The following is a 15617-nucleotide window of genomic DNA, read 5'->3' as shown; positions in this document are numbered from 1 at the left end:
GGGGTGCGCTGGGTCGAGCGGTGCTGCCCGACCACACGGCACGCCCGCCGCTGGGACACCCCGAAACGCTGCTGCAGCACCCCGACGGCGCGGCGACGACGTTCGGGGCTCACCAGTTTCCCCGGTTCAGATCCTTGAGCATGTCGATGTCCAGAGCCTGGTCGGCGACCATCTTCTTCAGCCGCGCGTTCTCCCGCTCGAGTTCCTTGAGCCGTTTGGCATCATCGGCCTTCATCCCGCCGTACTGGTTGCGCCACCGGTACCAGGTCGCTTCGGTGATCTCCAGGTGCTTGCACACCGCCGCCAGTTCGGCTCCCGCGCCGAGCTGGCGCTCACCTTCACGCAGCTTGCGGATGATCTGCTCCGGCGTGTGCCGCCGGCGTCGCTCACTCATCGTCGTCGAGTCCTCCTGCGCCCATCATCGGGCATCGGACTCTCACAACAACCGGACCACCACCCGGGGATCAGGTCAGACAAACAACTGTCACCAACGGGAACCAAGTGGCACTGAAAGTCGGCCGGACCGCCCGATTTCGCCCGGAACGCCGTTAACCCGGTTAATGCCAGCCCGACGCTGGTTACCGCATGGCCTGCCACGTGGCCGCGAAGCTGCTGGCGAGGTTGTCGGTCGTGCCAGGTAGGCAGTGGATGTCGCCACGTCCGTCGGTGAAGGTGACGACCCGGCCGTGGTCGCGCAGGTCGTACACGGTGAACGGTTTGCTGCGCTGGTAGCGGTCGCCGTTCATCGCCCCGACGTAGACCTGGTGGGAGTCCTCCCGCTCGGCCTTCATGAGCCGGGCGAGCTGGGTCATCGCGTCCTGCCCGCCGACTGCGATCGACTCGCGTGCCTCGTCACGCTGCTCGAACTCCGCACGGGTCACGTGCAACGCCGGCCCCCGCGCGGGGCGGTACTGCGGCAGCTCGGCGACGAAGTCACGCATCAGGTGCCGTTCGTCGAACCCGACGAGGACCACCAGGTCGCCCTGCACCTGCATCGCGACGGCCTCGCCGCCGGCCGTGGACATCGAGAACCGCCGCCCGTTCCCGCTCCAGCAGTACAGCTCCCGACTCGGTGCCGCGATCACCCGCAGCGCCACGCGGAACTCGCGGGTCAACGTCTCGCCCTCGGCCAGGCCGAGTCCCGCGAGCACCTGCATGCAGGCCTGGTCGTAGTCGCGCTGGACGGTCAGCGGCACGTACACATCGTCGGCACCGAGGACCGGGGGTGGCTCGCCGAGCCCTTCCCGTTCCCACACTTTCAACAACACCGTGCGCGGCACTGTGACCGGTGTCGTCAGTACGGCCATGCAGCGTCACTCGCCGATCGTCGGCGGTACAACGACATTGCCGGTGACCGGGTCGCGCAGGACCTCGCCGCCCTCGGTCAGGGCGAAGTGCTCGTCGGTCTCCACGACGTACTTGCGCTGGTGGTCCTCGTCCTCCGAACCCTGACCACCACGACCGGCACCGCCACCCATCATGCCGCCGCCCATCATGCCGCCACGACCACCAGCCGCAGCGCCACCAGCAGCCGCACCACCGGCACCAGCACCGCCACCGCCGGTCGGGCCCATGCCTGGACCGGCACCGGTCATCCGACCCGCACCGCCCTGCCCACCGGCACCCGCACCAGAACCAGAGCCGGCACCGCCCGCGGCGCCACCACCGGCACCTGCACCGCCGGGCAGCCGTCCGCCGACAGCACCACTGCCGCTACCGGCGCCACCACCGGTGGGGGACCCGGTCGAACCGAACCCGCCGCCACCAGCGCGAGGCGCACCGAGCGGACCGAAACCAGTCGCGTTTGAACCGGGTGCGCCCGGCGTGTTCGTGCCCGGGGTGTTCACTCCGCCGCCGGGGATGTTGCCGCCCGGATAGTTGGCCGCCGGCGGTTGACCGGTCTGCGGAGACGTGAAGCCCGAGGAGCCGGTCGAGTCGTTCGGCGAGGTCGACGGCGACCAGCCCGCACCCGTCGACGGGCCACCGGGGTAGGAGCCGCTGTTGACCGAACCGCCGCCCACCGGGCCGCCACCGCCCACGGGACCACCGCCGCCGACAGGACCACCGCCACCGGGGTCACCGTTCGCACCGCCGCCACCGGGCTCGTTGATGCTGATCACCCCGGAACCGTCACCGGAACCACCGCCACGCTCGATGCCACCGAAGTCACCACCGAGGGAGCGGATCTGCCCGAAATCACCGTCCACCGAGTAGGCCGACTTGTGCACGCCACTCTCGTGGCCCGAGTAGATCTCCCGAGCGGCTTCGGTCGCGGCCATCGCTTCGCGATGCTGGGCCTCGACGTCGGTCTCCCACGGCCACATCGCATCCGTGAACCCGGGCTGGGGCACCTCGGCCGGCACATCGGGCAGCGAGTTCTTGATGCGTTCGAACGAACCGGCGTTCGAGGTGAAGTGCTCCGCGTTCCGCCCGTACACCTCGCTGGCTGCTTCGTTGGCTTTCTGCCCGGCGCTGATCGCCTTCGCCGCCGACTGCGCGCCTTCACCGGACCAGGACGCTTCCAGGGCCTGCTGCATCTGCCGGCTGGACTCGGCGGCATCGTTGTGGATTCGGGCGACCGCATTCATCTCGTTCGCGGTCCGGTCCCACTCGCCGGGGTTGCCCTCGCGCACGCGACGAACCAGCTCATGCATGGGCATCGTCTGCGCCCCGAGCTGTGCCATGTACTGCCTCATCAGGGCCTCGGCTTTGGCCGCGTTCAGCTCCTGGCTGCCGCCATCGAACATGCTCCCCATCGCGTCCCCCTCGAATCAGGCCTTCGCCTTCAAGTTGTCGACGACCTCTTCCAGCACGATCCGACCACCATCACACGGATCGTCGCCCTGCTCCTCACCCTGTGTCCCGATCGTGAGGGTCAATACAAGTCCGTACTCATCGGCCAACCCGACGATCGTGGTGCAGGTGTGGTCGTCCTGAGATCTCTTGTACTCGATCGCCGGGAATCCCCCTACTGGCTCGATCTCGTTGAAGATCTCCACCTGCGACTGAGCGTTCTTGTAGCTGTCACTGAGCCCTTCGTGGCTCGCCGTGTCGTAGTTCAGCAGGAAGGCGGCGCCACTATCCGGGCTCGACCAATTGCAACCGGGGCCGATCTCCGGCATATCCTCATGTTTGCTCTGCACTGCGTCGCCAAGCAGTTCCTTGGCCTGGTCCTCCGTCAGTGCCTCGTCACAGGGATGGCCGGACAACACCGACTCCGGCAACGGATTCGTCACCGCGGGCGCCCCGCTGTGCGGCAGACCGTCGTCACCCGACGCCGGCGCACTGGCCGATGTCTCCGGCGACGCTGGTGCCGGAGCGGGCTGTCCGTCCGTCTCCCCGCCACAACCGACGGCCAGCAGGGCAACGCCACCCACGGCCAGGAGCTTCAACGACCGCCTCACCGGATTACGCCTCCACCAGAGTCATTCACGTCCTGGCCCGCTTGTTCGTCAGATCCCTTGTAGACGTCAAGGGCCTTCTTGAGCTTCTCTGCAAGCTCACGGTGGTAGTTATACGACTCTTCCACATACCCAGCCCCCGTCGTGAACGACGCTGCTGCGACCTTCTGGAAGCTCAGACTCGCCGGGTCCTCGGCCGGCGGCCGCGCCGAAATCAGCGACCGCGCCTTCATCATCTGGTCTCGCATGGTCGAGGCCACCCAGTCGGCCGTTTCAACCATCGACTGGGCGCTCTCCGGATCAAGCTCGAACCGTCCGCCAACAGCAGTCCCGACGCTCGTTACGCCCTTCACCCAGCCGTCTCCGGTCGCGATGCCCTTCTCGCCCTTGACTGCAAACGTCAAGTTGTTGAAGAAGCCACCAGAAGCCTCAGTCATGGTGCTGACCTCCCCCGATCAGTCTCCGCCCACACGTGTGCCGGAGCCTAGCGTAACGGTTCAACCACCATCCGCGGGCAAAAACGGCAAACCCGGGAGCAGCATGGCCCGCTACGAGATCCAGCCCTCGGATCAGGCCTTCGCCTTCAAATTGGTCACCACTTGGCCCATCACGATCCGACCGCCCTCGCACGGGTCGTCGCCCTGCTCCTCGCCTCGATCTCCGACCGTGAGGCTCAGGACAAGGCCGTACTCATCGGCAAGGCCCAGGACAGTCGTGCACATGACGTCGTCTTCGGCGTTCTTGTACTCAACCGCGGGAAAGCCCTCGATCTGCCCAATCTCGTTGAAAACCGCGCGCTGAGATTGGGCGTTGGCATACGCAGAACTCAGACCCTGTCGAGTAACGGTGTCGTAGGACAGGGAGAAGGACGCGCCCGTATCGAGGTTCGACCATCGGCATCCCGGTCCGAGCGCGTCGAGGTTGTCGGGCGCGGTCTGCACGCCGTCCCCAAGCAACTCTGTGGCTTGCTCGTCGGTCAGCGGATCAATGCACGGGTCGCCGGACAGCACAGATTCCGGCAGCGGATTCGAGACCGCGGGCGCTCCGCTGTGTGGCAGCTCGTCCTGGGCTGCAGGTGACGACGGTGCGTCGGCCGAAGTCGGCGGCGAGGCTTGCCGACCGGGACCTGGCTCCGCCTCTCCGTCGGTCTCGCCACCGCAGCCCACGACCAGCAAGCCGACGGCACCGACCGCCACGGCCTTCAACGACTGCTTCACTGGATCAAGCCTCCCCCACAGCCGGATCGGCGGGCTCAGAGGGCCTTGAGGCCGTCGAGGATGCGTTCCATGAAGGCCTGGGAGCGGTCGCCCGTCATGCCGGGGCGCTGGTGGATCGTGAGCGCGCCTGCGTCGGCGAGGTCGGAGACCATGACCTTCACGACGCCCAGCGGCAGCCGGGCGTACGCCGCGATCTCGGCGACGGACTTGATCTCGACGCACAGGTCGCAGATGAAGCGTTGCACGGTGGTGGCCACCGCCCCGGCGGCCGTCGCGCCCGCGACGTCGTAGGTCGAGACCAGCGATTCGAGCTGCAGATCCGTCGCAGGTCGCACCCGTCCGCCCGTGCGCGCGTACGGGCGCACGAGCGAGCGATGGGTGCGGCGGCGCTGCGGCGGCTCCTGGGGTTGCTGCGGCAGGACCCCGGGCACCGGCGGCGTCGGCGGCTCGTGCGTCGGGAACTGCTCGTGCGTCGGGAACTGGTCCTGCGTCGGGAACTGGTCCTGCGTCGGGAACTGGTCCTGCGTCGGGAACTGGTCCTGCGTCGGGAACTGGTCCTGTGTCGGGAATTGCGGTGCCGCCGGGGCGGGCCGGGTTGGCGGGACCGGGGCGGGTTCGGCGCGCGGCAGTTGGCGCGGCAGGCTGCCCAGGTCGAAGCGGTCGGGGGCGTCGTGGGAACGCTCGTCGCCCTCGTGCAGGACGTCCCAGTCGGCGGCATCCCAGTCGGCGGCGTCCCAGTCACGCATCGGCGTCACGGCGCACCACCACCCTGGACATCGGAACCCTGCGGACCGGAACCCTGGACCCCGGAGCACTGCGGAGCTCGGGGGTCAGCTCGCGGCCGACGCGGTCGACGAGCAACGCCATCTCGTAGGCCAGGGCGCCGATGTCGGTCGACGGAGCCGCGAGCGTGGCCAGGCACGAGCCGTCCCCGATGGCCATGAGGAACAGATAGCCACGGTCCATCTCGACCACAGTCTGATTCACGTGACCGCCGTTGAACGAGCGCGCCGCGCCGTCGGTGAGGGAAACCAGGCCGGAGGCCACGGCCGAGAGCTGCTCGGCCCGATCCCGGGGCAACCCTTCCGAGGCCGACAGCACCAACCCGTCGGCGGACACGGCCACCGCGTGCGCGGCCCCGCGGACCCTGCGAACGAAATCGGTGAGCAGCCAGCCGAAGTCACCCTGCTGCCCCGGTTCCGTCACGATCCCTCCTTCGCACGCGCACACGTACCGGACAGAGTATTAGGCCGCACCGCACCGGTTCGACCTCGTACCCCTTCCCACGCCCGGGTTCACGCGACCGGCCGCAACCGGGCGCGCGCGCTCAGCCGGCCTGCAGGGCGGAGTCGTGCGCGATCGCGTGCTGGACGACCGAGATCAGCACCTGCTTGGCCGACTCCTTGTCCCGCGCGTCGCACGCCATGATCGGCACGGACGGCGAGATCGTCAGCGCGTGCCGGACGTCCTCGATGGAATGGTGCAGCAGCCGGTCGAAGCAGTTGATCGCGACGATGTAAGGCAGCTTGCGGTTCTCGAAGAAGTCGATGGAGGGGAACGCGTCGGCGAGCCGCCGGGTGTCGACCAGCACGACCGCGCCGATGGCGCCCTTGGCCAGGTCGTCCCACATGAACCAGAACCGGTGCTGACCGGGCGTGCCGAACACGTACAGCACGAGGTCCGAGTCGAGGGAGATCCGGCCGAAGTCCATCGCGACCGTGGTCGTCGCCTTCTGCGGCGTCGCGCTCAGATCGTCGACCGAGACGCTCGCCTCGGTCATCGACGCCTCGGTCGTCAGCGGGTCGATCTCCGACACCGCTCCGACCAACGTCGTCTTCCCGACCCCGAAACCGCCTGCGACCACGATCTTCGTCGAGGACGTGGGTCCCGCAGCGGCAGGCGTGGACGGGTCGGAGTCAAATTCGCCGAAGGCCACTGAGAACCCTTTCCATGAATTCGATACTGGGCCGGTCGCCCACCATGGCATTCGTGTTCGGGGAGTGCACCAGCACCAACCCGAGACCGGCTACGTCACCAACAAGAACCCGCACCACGCCGAGCGGCATCTTCAGCAGGGCGGCCACCTCGGCGACCGAGCGGGTGTCGAGGCACAACCCGCAGATGGACCTGTGCTCGGGGACGCGGACGCCGTCGAGCCTCCTGCCCCGCTCCGACGTCGAGATCAGCGTCTCGATGGCGAGGTCCTGGCTCGGCCGGGTCCGGCCCTTCGTACGGAAGTAGGGCCGCACGAGCCCCGAGCTCTCCGCGGGCGCTCGTCGTACGTGGCACCCGAGCCGCCGAGGTTGATCCGCTCGGCACCGTACGAATCGTTCGACGACTGCCGCGGCACCGGCGAGGGCGTGAAGCTGCCCGTGTCGGTGACCGACCGGAACTGTCCCGTCCCGAAGCCTCCGGTGTGGAACTCGCCCGTGTCGTAACCGCTGCGCCGCTCACGGTAGCCGCTGTCGTAGGGGTCGTCGTACCGGCCGCCGGTGTCGTAGCCGTCCACGTCGCGCGCCAGGTCGTTCCGGCCGCTCAGCGACTGTTCGGAGTACGGCACGTGGTAGCCGCTGCTGAAATCGGGGGATTCGCGGTACGGCGCGTCGCTCGGCTCGGCCGCGCCGTGCGAGCCGTACAGTTCGGAACCGGGGCCGCCGAGCAGCCGCTCCCGGTACTCGGACACGCTGAACGCAGCCGGGTCGCCCGCCTCGTCGGACTGGTACAACCAGTCCCCGCCGCGGTCTACCCGTTTGCTGGGACGGATCGGCCGCCACGCCTCGTCGGCGCGTTCGCCCACGCGGTCGTCCTGCCCGTCCGGCCCGCCGGGGGCTTGACCCCGGCCCGGCCGACGATCACCTGGTGAGTGCCCGGAATCCACGGCGGTCTCCTCGGTGTGTGCTCACTGTCGGCGGATACGTCATCGACTGGCTCTGTCTCATGCGTTCTCAGCGGTGAGCTCACCGGCGCGTGGCGCCTTGGAGCTGGGCGCGCAGCTCGGGCGTCATCTGCTGGCCGACTCGGTCCACGAGGAGGGTCATTTCGTACACGACCAAACCGATATCACTGTCCGGCGCTCCGAGCACGGCGAGACAGGACCCGTCGGACACCGACATGAGGAACAGGAACCCGTTCCCCATCTCCACGACGGTCTGGGCCACCGGCCCGCCCTCGAAGACCTGCGCCGCACCGCGGGCCAGCGACGTCAGCCCCGACGCCACCGCCGCCAGCTGGTCGGCCCGGTCCTTGGGCAGCCCCTTCGACGAGGCGAGCAGCAGGCCGTCCGCGGAGACGACCACCGCGTGCGCGACGCCCGGCACCCGGTGCACGAAGTCCGTGATGAGCCAGGAGAAGCTCCCGGCCGGGCCGGAATTGCTCGGCCGGGGCGTACCCGGCTGCATCGAACCAGCGCGTGTCAACTCTTACTCCTTCGCCCCGTGAACGCCTTGGACGCCCGAGTCGGCCGATCCGCCCGACTCAGCCTGTTGTGTGCCATCTTCCGGTTGTTCCCGCAATGCGTGCCGGCCGCTGGTGAAGCCGCGCTGGAACGCGGCCATGCGGTTCCTGGCCGCCTCGGCCGACCGGGACACGGCCGGCTTCTCGACGGCTGCAGGCGCGGTCGGCGGCGCGGACGTGTCCGCGGCGCTCGCACCACTGTCCGTGAAGGTATCGCCACCGCCGCCGGCGCCTGCACCGGCTTCGGTGACCGAGCCCGGCACGAGGTAGGCATTGGGGACACGCTTCGGCAGACCCGCCGTCGTGATCTCCTCGCCCTTCGGCTCGAGCAGCGACTGTGCTGCTTCCCAACCGGTGTCCGACACGCTCCGCCAGTCCTCCTGTACTCCCCCGGCGGAGGCGCCACCGGAGGAAGCGCCGGCGCGGGCGGTCGCGACCGCCGTCTCGCCGGACTCGTCGCCGGCCCCTGCCTCCGGCGCATCCTCTTCCTCGCTGAACCAGCGCGACAGGACCGACTGGTAGATCGGCAGCCGCTTCGTCGGAGCCTCTTCCTCGAGGGCGGCGCCGTCGGTTCCGGTGGGTGCCCCACCCTGGGCCGGGCCGGTCGCCCCCTGCGACGTGTCGGTCCCGGCGCCTGCTCCGTGTGCTCCCTGTGCCGTCTCCGGCGCGACGTAGCGGGGCTGACGGTTCGGCAGGGCCAGCGGGTTGTCGCCGGACCCCGTTCCGTCGCCCGCGCCGTGGTGGCCGGGCCCGGTGCCGTTGCCCGGGTTCACCGGCTGCGGCGGCTCGGACACGTCGGAGCGGGTCGGCCATGCCGACGTCGACGATCCCGCGGCCTGCCCGGTCGACGCACCGGGGGTGCGCTTGGGCAGCTCGGGCTCCTCGGCCGGGGCGGGGCTGACGAACGGCCCCGCCGCCTTGCTGCCGCCGCCGACGAGGTCGTCGAGGCTGATCGGCTGGTCGAGCGGCACCAGCTCGGGCTGTCCGTCGTCGTCCTGGCCCGGCTGCCCGCCCGCGGCCGGCATGACGGTCGTGGCCTGGTCGCGGCCGGACGAACCCGCCATGTAGTCGAGCGCGGACGCGTCCTCCGGGACGTCCTCGGCACCCGGCCAGCGGGCGTCCTCGGCGCTCGGCCCGCCGCCCGCGGGCTGCGCGTAGCCGTCCGCAGGGCTGTCGACCGCGGCGTCGGCGCCGTCGAGCCTGCGCATGGGCAGTTCGGCCGCGGCGGGCACGCCGGCGTACGAGCCGTTGTGCTGCGAGGGCCGGGCGGGCTCCACGCCGCCGTCGCCCGGGGTCTGGACGTCGGTGAGCAGCTCGCGCGGCACGACCACGCGGGCCACGACGCCACCCTCGATGTCCTCGTTCTCACGCAGGCGGACGTCGATGCCGTGGCGCTGGGCCAGCCGCGCGACCACGTACAGACCCATCCGCCTGGTCACCGACACGTCCAGGTCCGGCGGGTCGGCCAGGCGCTCGTTGGCCTCGCCGAGCTGCTGCTCGGTCATGCCCACACCGCGGTCGGTGATCTGGATGGCCAGCGACCGCTTGCGGGTCACGGCGGCGCGCACGCTGATCCTGGTGTCGGGCTCGGAGAAGTAGGTCGCGTTGTCGAGCAGCTCGGCCAGCAGGTGGACGAGGTCGTTGACGGCCCGGCCGTGCACGGCGATGTCCGGCACGCCGCCGACCTCGACCCGCGCGTACTGCTCGATCTCCGAGACGACGCGCCGACGACGTCGCCCGCGGGCACCGGCTTGGTCATCGACTTCGACAGCCCGGCGCCCGAGAGCACCAGCAGGCTCTCGCCGTTGCGGCGCAGTCGCGTGGCGAGGTGGTCGAGCTCGAACAGATGCGCCAGCTGGTCGGGGTCCTGCTCGTCGGACTCGAGGCTGTCGATGACCGACAGCTGGCGTTCCACCAGCCGCTGGCTGCGCCGCGAGAGGTTGACGAAGATGCCGTTGACGTTCTCGCGCAGCAGCGCCTGTTCGGCGGCCATGCGGACGGCGCGTTCGTGCACCACGTCGAACGACCGGGCGACCTCGCCGATCTCCTCCTTGGTGTTCACCGGCACCGGGGTGATGGCCTTGCGCGAGGCCTCCATCGGGTCCGGGTCGGCCAGGATGCGGCGCACCGTCTCCGGCAGCCGGACGTAGGCCACCTCGAGCGCGTTCTCCCGCAGCGTGCGCAGCGGCGCGAGCAGCGTGCGGGAGACCAGCAGCATCAGGGCCAGCGCGGCGATGAGGGCCGCGGCGACGATGGCGGCGTCGCGCCAGGCGGCGAACGTCGCGTCGTCGGCGAGACCGGCCGATTCGGCCTCCAGCCGGTCGAGCAGGCCCGATTCCGCCTGGCGGTACATGTCGCGAGAGGCGGCGATGTCGTTGGTGAACGACTCCTCGTTCAGCTGCGGCGGGGCGTCGTGCTGGACGCGCGCGTACGCGAGGTCACGCTGGGTCTGCCACCGGTCGAGCTCCACGCCCGCGACGGTGTCGGTGTAGAACTGCCGCTGCTCCAGCGAGGCGAAGGCGTTGAAGTCGTCCAGCGCGGACTCGCCGCTGGCCATGGCGTTGCGGGCGTCGTCGAGCAGGTACTGCGGGAACTCGTTCGACTGGGCGGCGAGCGCGACGATCGCGCCTTCGAGGGAGATGTACTCCTTGCTCTCGGACAGCGCGTGGATCGCGTTGCTGTCCCTGAGCAGCTCCTGGTCGGAGATGGCGGTCGTGACCTCGCGGTCGAGCTGCACCAGCATGGTGATGAGCAGCGAGTACTGGTCGAGCAGCGTCCGCGGGGTCATCTGGTTGTCGGAGACCGCGGTGCGCATCGAGCTGAGCGCCGCGAGCCGGGAGACGCCGGCCTGGTAGCGGGCCTGCATCTCGGGGTCGTCGACGGTGAGGTCGGAGGCCATGGTGTTGAGCCGGTCGACGGCGCGGTCGGTCTGCTCCACCTGGGCGTCGAAGACGGGGCCGCGGCTCCCGTCGGCGGGCGCGCCGAGCTTGAGCACGGCCAGTTCCCGTTCGGACTGCAGATGGTGGGCGACGTTGCTGATCTGGTCGGCGAGCTGAACCTGGTCGGCCGTCTGCGCGAGCTGGTCGGCGCGGTCGAGGGACTCCCACATGCGCAGACCGCCGAGAACCAGCGCGGTGATGGTCGGAATGATGATGATCAGGGCGAGCTTCGACCGGATCCGCCAGTTCCGCAGGCCGCCGGAGCCGCTGCCGGAGTCACCGCCTGTGGCCCCTTCGCGGGCCGACGGGGAGGACGCCGCCTCGGCGGCCAGGCCTTGGGGGCCGTCGCCGCCGACCTGCCCTTCCTCCGCCTTCTCGTCGCGCACTACGAGCACACTCCCAAAAGTTCGAGCCCTGCGACTCCTACCGATTTGCCGTCCCGACCGGGACCTGTTCCACCGACCCCGAGGTCGGACCACCAACGACACCGGTGGCGGTCGAACGTCGACTGCCTCCGGCACCGCGCGCCGAGTGGCACACCTCACCGACCGAGTTCGCCTCCGGCCCGCCTCGGCGGCAACCGCCGGGACACAACGGACATGGCCGGACATCACCCACGTCGCGGGAGTCGGCCCTCGACATGGGCTGAGCCACTCGGTTCAGCGACCACTCCTCCCCGCACCTCGAGTCGACAGAGGCAGAGAGTAGCGAACGTCATGTGAAGACGTAACCCTCTTAGGTCAGAAGGGGGCGAAACCAACCCACAGGTTACTGAGCGTTCACTTTTAGCTCGTCAAGCTCGAGTAGCGGCGATACCGTCCGTAGTGTTTCATAATCCATCTGACTGCCGGGAGGGTGAGTTCCACCACGCATCCTTTGGTAGTGAGTACCCGTTGTGATCGCTTTGCGCGGTTAATACAGTGGGACCGCCACCCGGTGGCGTGTCAGGTCCGGACCAGTGACGTTGCCACCTGCCACGGCCGACACCCACCCATCACGCATACGCTGAAGTCCCACGAGGAGTTGCCTTGCGCCCATCATTACGCCGCGGCCGGCGCCTGACCGCAGTTGCCGCCGGCCTCGCCGTCTTCGCATCGATCAGTGGCTGCGGCCTCCTCGGCGGCTCCGACGACGAAGACACCGGCAACGAGCAGGTCGAGCAGGCCGAGATCAACGTGTCCATCCAGGGCACGATCGACCTCGCGGCCTTCCACCTGGCCAATGAGAAGGGCTACTTCGCCGACGAGGGACTCAAGGTGAACCCGGTCCTCGTGGACAGCGCCGACAAGGGCTTCGCCAGGCTCAACAGCGGCGAGTCCGAGATCATCTACTCGGGTTACACGGGCTTCTTCTCCGAGCAGGACGCGGGCGCGCAGGACATCAAGCTTATCGCCGACGCCTCGTCGGCGGCGCCGAAGTCCAACGCGATCATGGTCCCGAAGAACTCGCCGCTCGAGGACCCGAAGGACCTCGAGGGCAAGACGGTCGGCGTGACGCCGCCGAACACTCTCGCCGACATCCTCACCAAGGCATGGGCGCACGCCAACGACGTCGACCTCGAGAAGGTCGACTGGCAGGCCATCGGCTTCGGCGACATGGGCGCCATGCTGGAGCGTGGTGACCTGGACGCGGCCTTCATGCCCGACCCGTTCATCGCCATGAACCAGCAGGACTTCGGCGCCGAGGCGCGCTGGGACCCGATGACGGGCCCGCTCAAGGACCTGCCGATGGCCGGCTACGGCACGAGCGCCGAGTTCGCCGAGGAGAACCCGAAGACGGTCGCCGCCTTCCAGCGCGCGATCGCCAAGGCCAGCGACGAGGCCGAGACCGCCGACCGCACCGAGGTCATCGACCCGCTGCTGGTCGAGCACGCCAAGATCCCCGAGGAACTGGCGCCGATGACGACGCTGCTGACCTTCGAGAGCAGCCTCGAGCCGGAGCGCATCCAGCGCGTGCCCGACCTGATGCTCGAGCGCGGCGCCATCGACGACCCGATCGACGTGAACGACATGATCATCCCGCCGGAGCGCGCGGATGACGCCACCGACTCCAAGTAACGGAGTTCGGGTACCGCCGTGAGCAAATTTGCAAAAAGCCTGGTCGGCCTGCTCGCCTTCTTCCTCGTCTGGGAGATCGTCGTGCAGGCGACCTGCTGCCGGTGCGCCGGATCCCCCCTGCCAGCGACGTCGTGCTCGCGCTGGGCATGCTCCTCGGCGACGAGGGCTTCCTGCGTGACGTGATCGCGACGCTGCTGGCCTGGTTGCTGGCGCTCGGCGTGGCCGTCGCCATCGGCGTGCCGCTCGGACTCGTGCTCGGCAACGTCCCGATGCTGCAGTCGGCGAGCCGGGCACTCATCGAGTTCCTCCGTCCGATCCCCGCGGTCGCCCTGATCCCGCTGGTCATGGTGACGATCGGCAGCGGACCGGACGCCAAGATCACCCTCGCCGTGTACGCGGCGGTGTGGCCGATCCTGTTCAACACCGTCTACGCGTTCGGCGAGATCGACCGCGTCCTGCTCGACTCGGCCCGCGCGTCGGGCACGAACCGCAGGCAGATGCTGACCTGGGTCGCGCTGCCCCACGCCGCGCCGTTCATCTTCACCGGCATCCGCGTGTCCGCCTCGATCGCGTTGATCGCCGTGATCAGCGTCGAGTACATCGCGGGCTCGGAGATCGGGCTCGGCCGGTTCATCCTGATGATGGGCCAGAGCGGCGGACATCTCGACCAGGTCATGGCGGGCACCGTGCTCGCCGGGCTCGCCGGGTGGGGCATCAACGCCGCGCTCGAGGCGTCCGGCAAACGCCTGTTCCGCTGGGCCGAGGCAGAGGAGAGGGCCGCGTGATGGCCGTGCAGACCCGCACCGCAGCCGTCGCAGGGAGCTCGGACGGCTCGCGCGGTCTCAAGGACCGGGCACGGTCGTTCCTCGGCTCGTCGCTGATGACGTGGCTGGTGTTCCTCACCGCGCTCGTCGCGTGGGAGTTGATCGCGCTCGCCGCCGACAGCTTCTACTTCCCGCGGATGACCGAGATCCTCGACGCGGCCGCCACCGAGGTGCTGTTCTCGGGTCCCGCGTCGCACCTGTTCCTCGGCGAGGCCGTGTTCGGCGTGCTCGTGCCGAGCCTCGGGCTGGCGCTGGGCGCGTGGCTGCTGGCCGCGCTGGCCGGCGTGATCATCGGCACCGCGCTGGGCCGCTCGCCGTGGGCGATGGACTACTTCGGGGCGCTGATCTCGTTCTTCCGGTCCATCCCGCCGGTGACGTTGATGCCGGTGTTCCTCATCCTGTTCGGCCTCGGCACGGACATGCGGGTCGCGGCGATCGTGTTCTCGACGCTGTGGCCGATCGTGCTCAACACCGTCGACGGGGTGCGCTCGGTCGACTCGGTGAAGATCGACACGGCCCGCTCGCTCGGCACCCCGCGCCGCTACTGGATCGGCATGATCGTGTTGCCCGCGGCCATGCCGAAGGTCTTCGCGGGCCTGCGGCTGAGCCTGTCCATCGCGATCCTGCTGATGGTCGTCGCCGAGATGGTCAGCAGCAGCGGCATCGGCCGGGAGCTGTTGACGGCCCAACTGGGCTCCGACTACCCCCTGATGTGGGCCTGGGTGTTGATGCTCGGCGCCATCGGCTACACGCTCAACACGGCGCTGCTCGCAGTCGAGCGCCTGGTCCTCGGCTGGCAACCCGGCCGCGGCGACGATGTCTGACCGATCGACACATCCTGTAGGAGGCTGACCGTGTCGACCATGCTCGACGTTTCCGGGCTCACCCACCAGTACGGCAAGGGCGAGCACGCGCACGTCGCCGTGCAGAACCTGACGTTCTCCATCGAGGCCGGTCAGCTGGCGTGCATCGTCGGCCCGTCCGGCTGCGGCAAGTCGACCCTGCTGCGGTGCATCTCGGGCCTCATCCCCGCCTCCGGCGGTTCGGTCCGCCTGCACGGCGGCGAGGTCGACGGCGTGCCCGACGACCTCGCCGTCGTGTTCCAGGACTACAGCCGGTCGCTGTTCCCCTGGCTGACCGTCGCCAAGAACGTCGAGTTCCCGCTGCGCTGGCAGAACGTGTCGCGGGCGCAGCGCGCCCGGCGCAGCGCCGAGGTGCTCGAGGCCGTCGGCCTGTCCGGCGTCGGCAAGAAGTACCCGTGGCAGCTCTCGGGCGGTATGCAGCAGCGCGTGTCGATCGCGCGGGCGCTCGTGGGCAGGCCGTCGCTGCTGCTGATGGACGAGCCGTTCGCGTCCGTCGACGCACAGACCCGCGGCGAGCTCGAGGACCTCACCCGTACCGTGCAGCGCGACCTCGGCAGCACGATCCTGCTGGTCACCCACGACATCGACGAGAGCGTCTACCTCGCCGACCGCGTGCTGGTGCTGTCCAAGTCGCCCGCGTCGATCGTCGCCGACCTGACGATCGACCTGCCCGCCGACCGTGATCAGATCACCACGCGCGAGTCGGAGCGGTTCGTCGCCCTGCGCGGCGAGGTCGCCCGCCTGCTGCAGAGCCCGCAGGTGCAGCGCACCACGCCCACGTCGGGCCTGGCCGTGTCGGTCGAATCGGAGTTGACGACCGCCGACCGGTGATCGCCGGCGGGCGGGTGGTCCCTGCCGGCGGG

The 15617-nt window shown here is 69.4% G+C and carries 14 protein-coding genes and 3 pseudogenes; 4 read left to right on the top strand and 13 right to left on the bottom strand.

Annotated elements, in window-relative coordinates; translation table 11 throughout:
* The 13 genes and pseudogenes from BJF85_RS04630 to BJF85_RS31080 form a co-directional block, all read right to left on the bottom strand.
* Positions 1 to 394 (bottom strand): annotated as a pseudogene (locus BJF85_RS04630) (transposase); the annotation flags it as partial.
* 184 nt (positions 395 to 578) lie between these two features.
* Complete coding sequence (locus tag BJF85_RS04625; RefSeq protein WP_075845905.1) at positions 579 to 1307, bottom strand: ESX secretion-associated protein EspG; 729 nt, start codon at positions 1305 to 1307, stop codon at positions 579 to 581.
* A 6-nt stretch (positions 1308 to 1313) separates the two neighbouring features.
* A complete protein-coding gene (locus BJF85_RS30875) occupies positions 1314 to 2756 on the bottom strand; it encodes a hypothetical protein (protein ID WP_075845904.1) in 1443 nt (480 codons plus the stop codon).
* Between the two features lie 15 nt (positions 2757 to 2771).
* Entirely contained in the window at positions 2772 to 3377 is a 606-nt protein-coding gene (locus BJF85_RS04615; protein WP_222844436.1) for a DUF3558 domain-containing protein, read from the bottom strand.
* A 23-nt stretch (positions 3378 to 3400) separates the two neighbouring features.
* Positions 3401 to 3838 (bottom strand): hypothetical protein, encoded by a 438-nt coding sequence (locus BJF85_RS04610; protein WP_075845902.1) that lies wholly within the window; start codon positions 3836 to 3838, stop codon positions 3401 to 3403.
* A 132-nt stretch (positions 3839 to 3970) separates the two neighbouring features.
* Positions 3971 to 4618 carry a DUF3558 domain-containing protein gene (locus BJF85_RS04605; RefSeq protein WP_075845901.1) on the bottom strand — a complete coding sequence of 216 codons (648 nt, stop codon included), beginning with the start codon at positions 4616 to 4618 and terminating at the stop codon, positions 3971 to 3973.
* A 35-nt stretch (positions 4619 to 4653) separates the two neighbouring features.
* Positions 4654 to 5364 carry a DUF742 domain-containing protein gene (locus BJF85_RS04600; protein WP_075845917.1) on the bottom strand — a complete coding sequence of 237 codons (711 nt, stop codon included), beginning with the start codon at positions 5362 to 5364 and terminating at the stop codon, positions 4654 to 4656.
* Positions 5357 to 5824, bottom strand: coding sequence for a roadblock/LC7 domain-containing protein (locus tag BJF85_RS04595; RefSeq protein WP_075845900.1), 468 nt, complete (start codon positions 5822 to 5824; stop codon positions 5357 to 5359). Before BJF85_RS04595 ends, BJF85_RS04600 begins: the two co-directional genes overlap by 8 nt.
* Positions 5825 to 5945: 121 nt before the next feature.
* Complete coding sequence (locus BJF85_RS04590) at positions 5946 to 6554, bottom strand: ATP/GTP-binding protein (RefSeq protein ID WP_075845899.1); 609 nt, start codon at positions 6552 to 6554, stop codon at positions 5946 to 5948.
* A pseudogene (locus BJF85_RS27085) lies at positions 6535 to 7415 on the bottom strand (DUF742 domain-containing protein). Before BJF85_RS27085 ends, BJF85_RS04590 begins: the two are co-directional and overlap by 20 nt.
* Before the next feature lie 160 nt (positions 7416 to 7575).
* Entirely contained in the window at positions 7576 to 8034 is a 459-nt protein-coding gene (locus BJF85_RS04575) for a roadblock/LC7 domain-containing protein (RefSeq protein ID WP_075845897.1), read from the bottom strand.
* Positions 8035 to 8037: 3 nt separating this feature from the next.
* Positions 8038 to 9747: an ATP-binding protein gene (locus tag BJF85_RS29610; RefSeq protein WP_075845896.1), complete on the bottom strand. Its 1710-nt coding sequence runs from the start codon at positions 9745 to 9747 to the stop codon at positions 8038 to 8040.
* 698 nt (positions 9748 to 10445) lie between these two features.
* Positions 10446 to 11180: pseudogene (locus BJF85_RS31080) on the bottom strand (nitrate- and nitrite sensing domain-containing protein); the annotation flags it as partial.
* A gap of 858 nt (positions 11181 to 12038) precedes the next feature.
* On the opposite strand from BJF85_RS31080, the gene BJF85_RS04560 reads away from it, so the two are divergent.
* From BJF85_RS04560 to BJF85_RS04545, 4 genes are all read left to right on the top strand, one after another.
* Entirely contained in the window at positions 12039 to 13067 is a 1029-nt protein-coding gene (locus BJF85_RS04560) for an ABC transporter substrate-binding protein (protein WP_075845894.1), read from the top strand.
* Between the two features lie 101 nt (positions 13068 to 13168).
* Entirely contained in the window at positions 13169 to 13852 is a 684-nt protein-coding gene (locus BJF85_RS04555) for an ABC transporter permease (RefSeq protein WP_369822074.1), read from the top strand.
* A gap of 95 nt (positions 13853 to 13947) precedes the next feature.
* Positions 13948 to 14715, top strand: coding sequence for an ABC transporter permease (locus BJF85_RS04550; RefSeq protein ID WP_075845916.1), 768 nt, complete (start codon positions 13948 to 13950; stop codon positions 14713 to 14715).
* A 30-nt stretch (positions 14716 to 14745) separates the two neighbouring features.
* Positions 14746 to 15585, top strand: coding sequence for an ABC transporter ATP-binding protein (locus BJF85_RS04545; protein WP_083665913.1), 840 nt, complete (start codon positions 14746 to 14748; stop codon positions 15583 to 15585).
* The last annotated feature ends 32 nt before the right edge of the window (positions 15586 to 15617 follow it).

The sequence above is a fragment of the Saccharomonospora sp. CUA-673 genome, assembly GCF_001942305.1.
GTDB lineage: Bacteria > Actinomycetota > Actinomycetes > Mycobacteriales > Pseudonocardiaceae > Prauserella.
The sequence above is the reverse complement of the archived record's forward strand: the minus strand, read 5'-3'. Positions and strand labels throughout refer to the sequence as shown.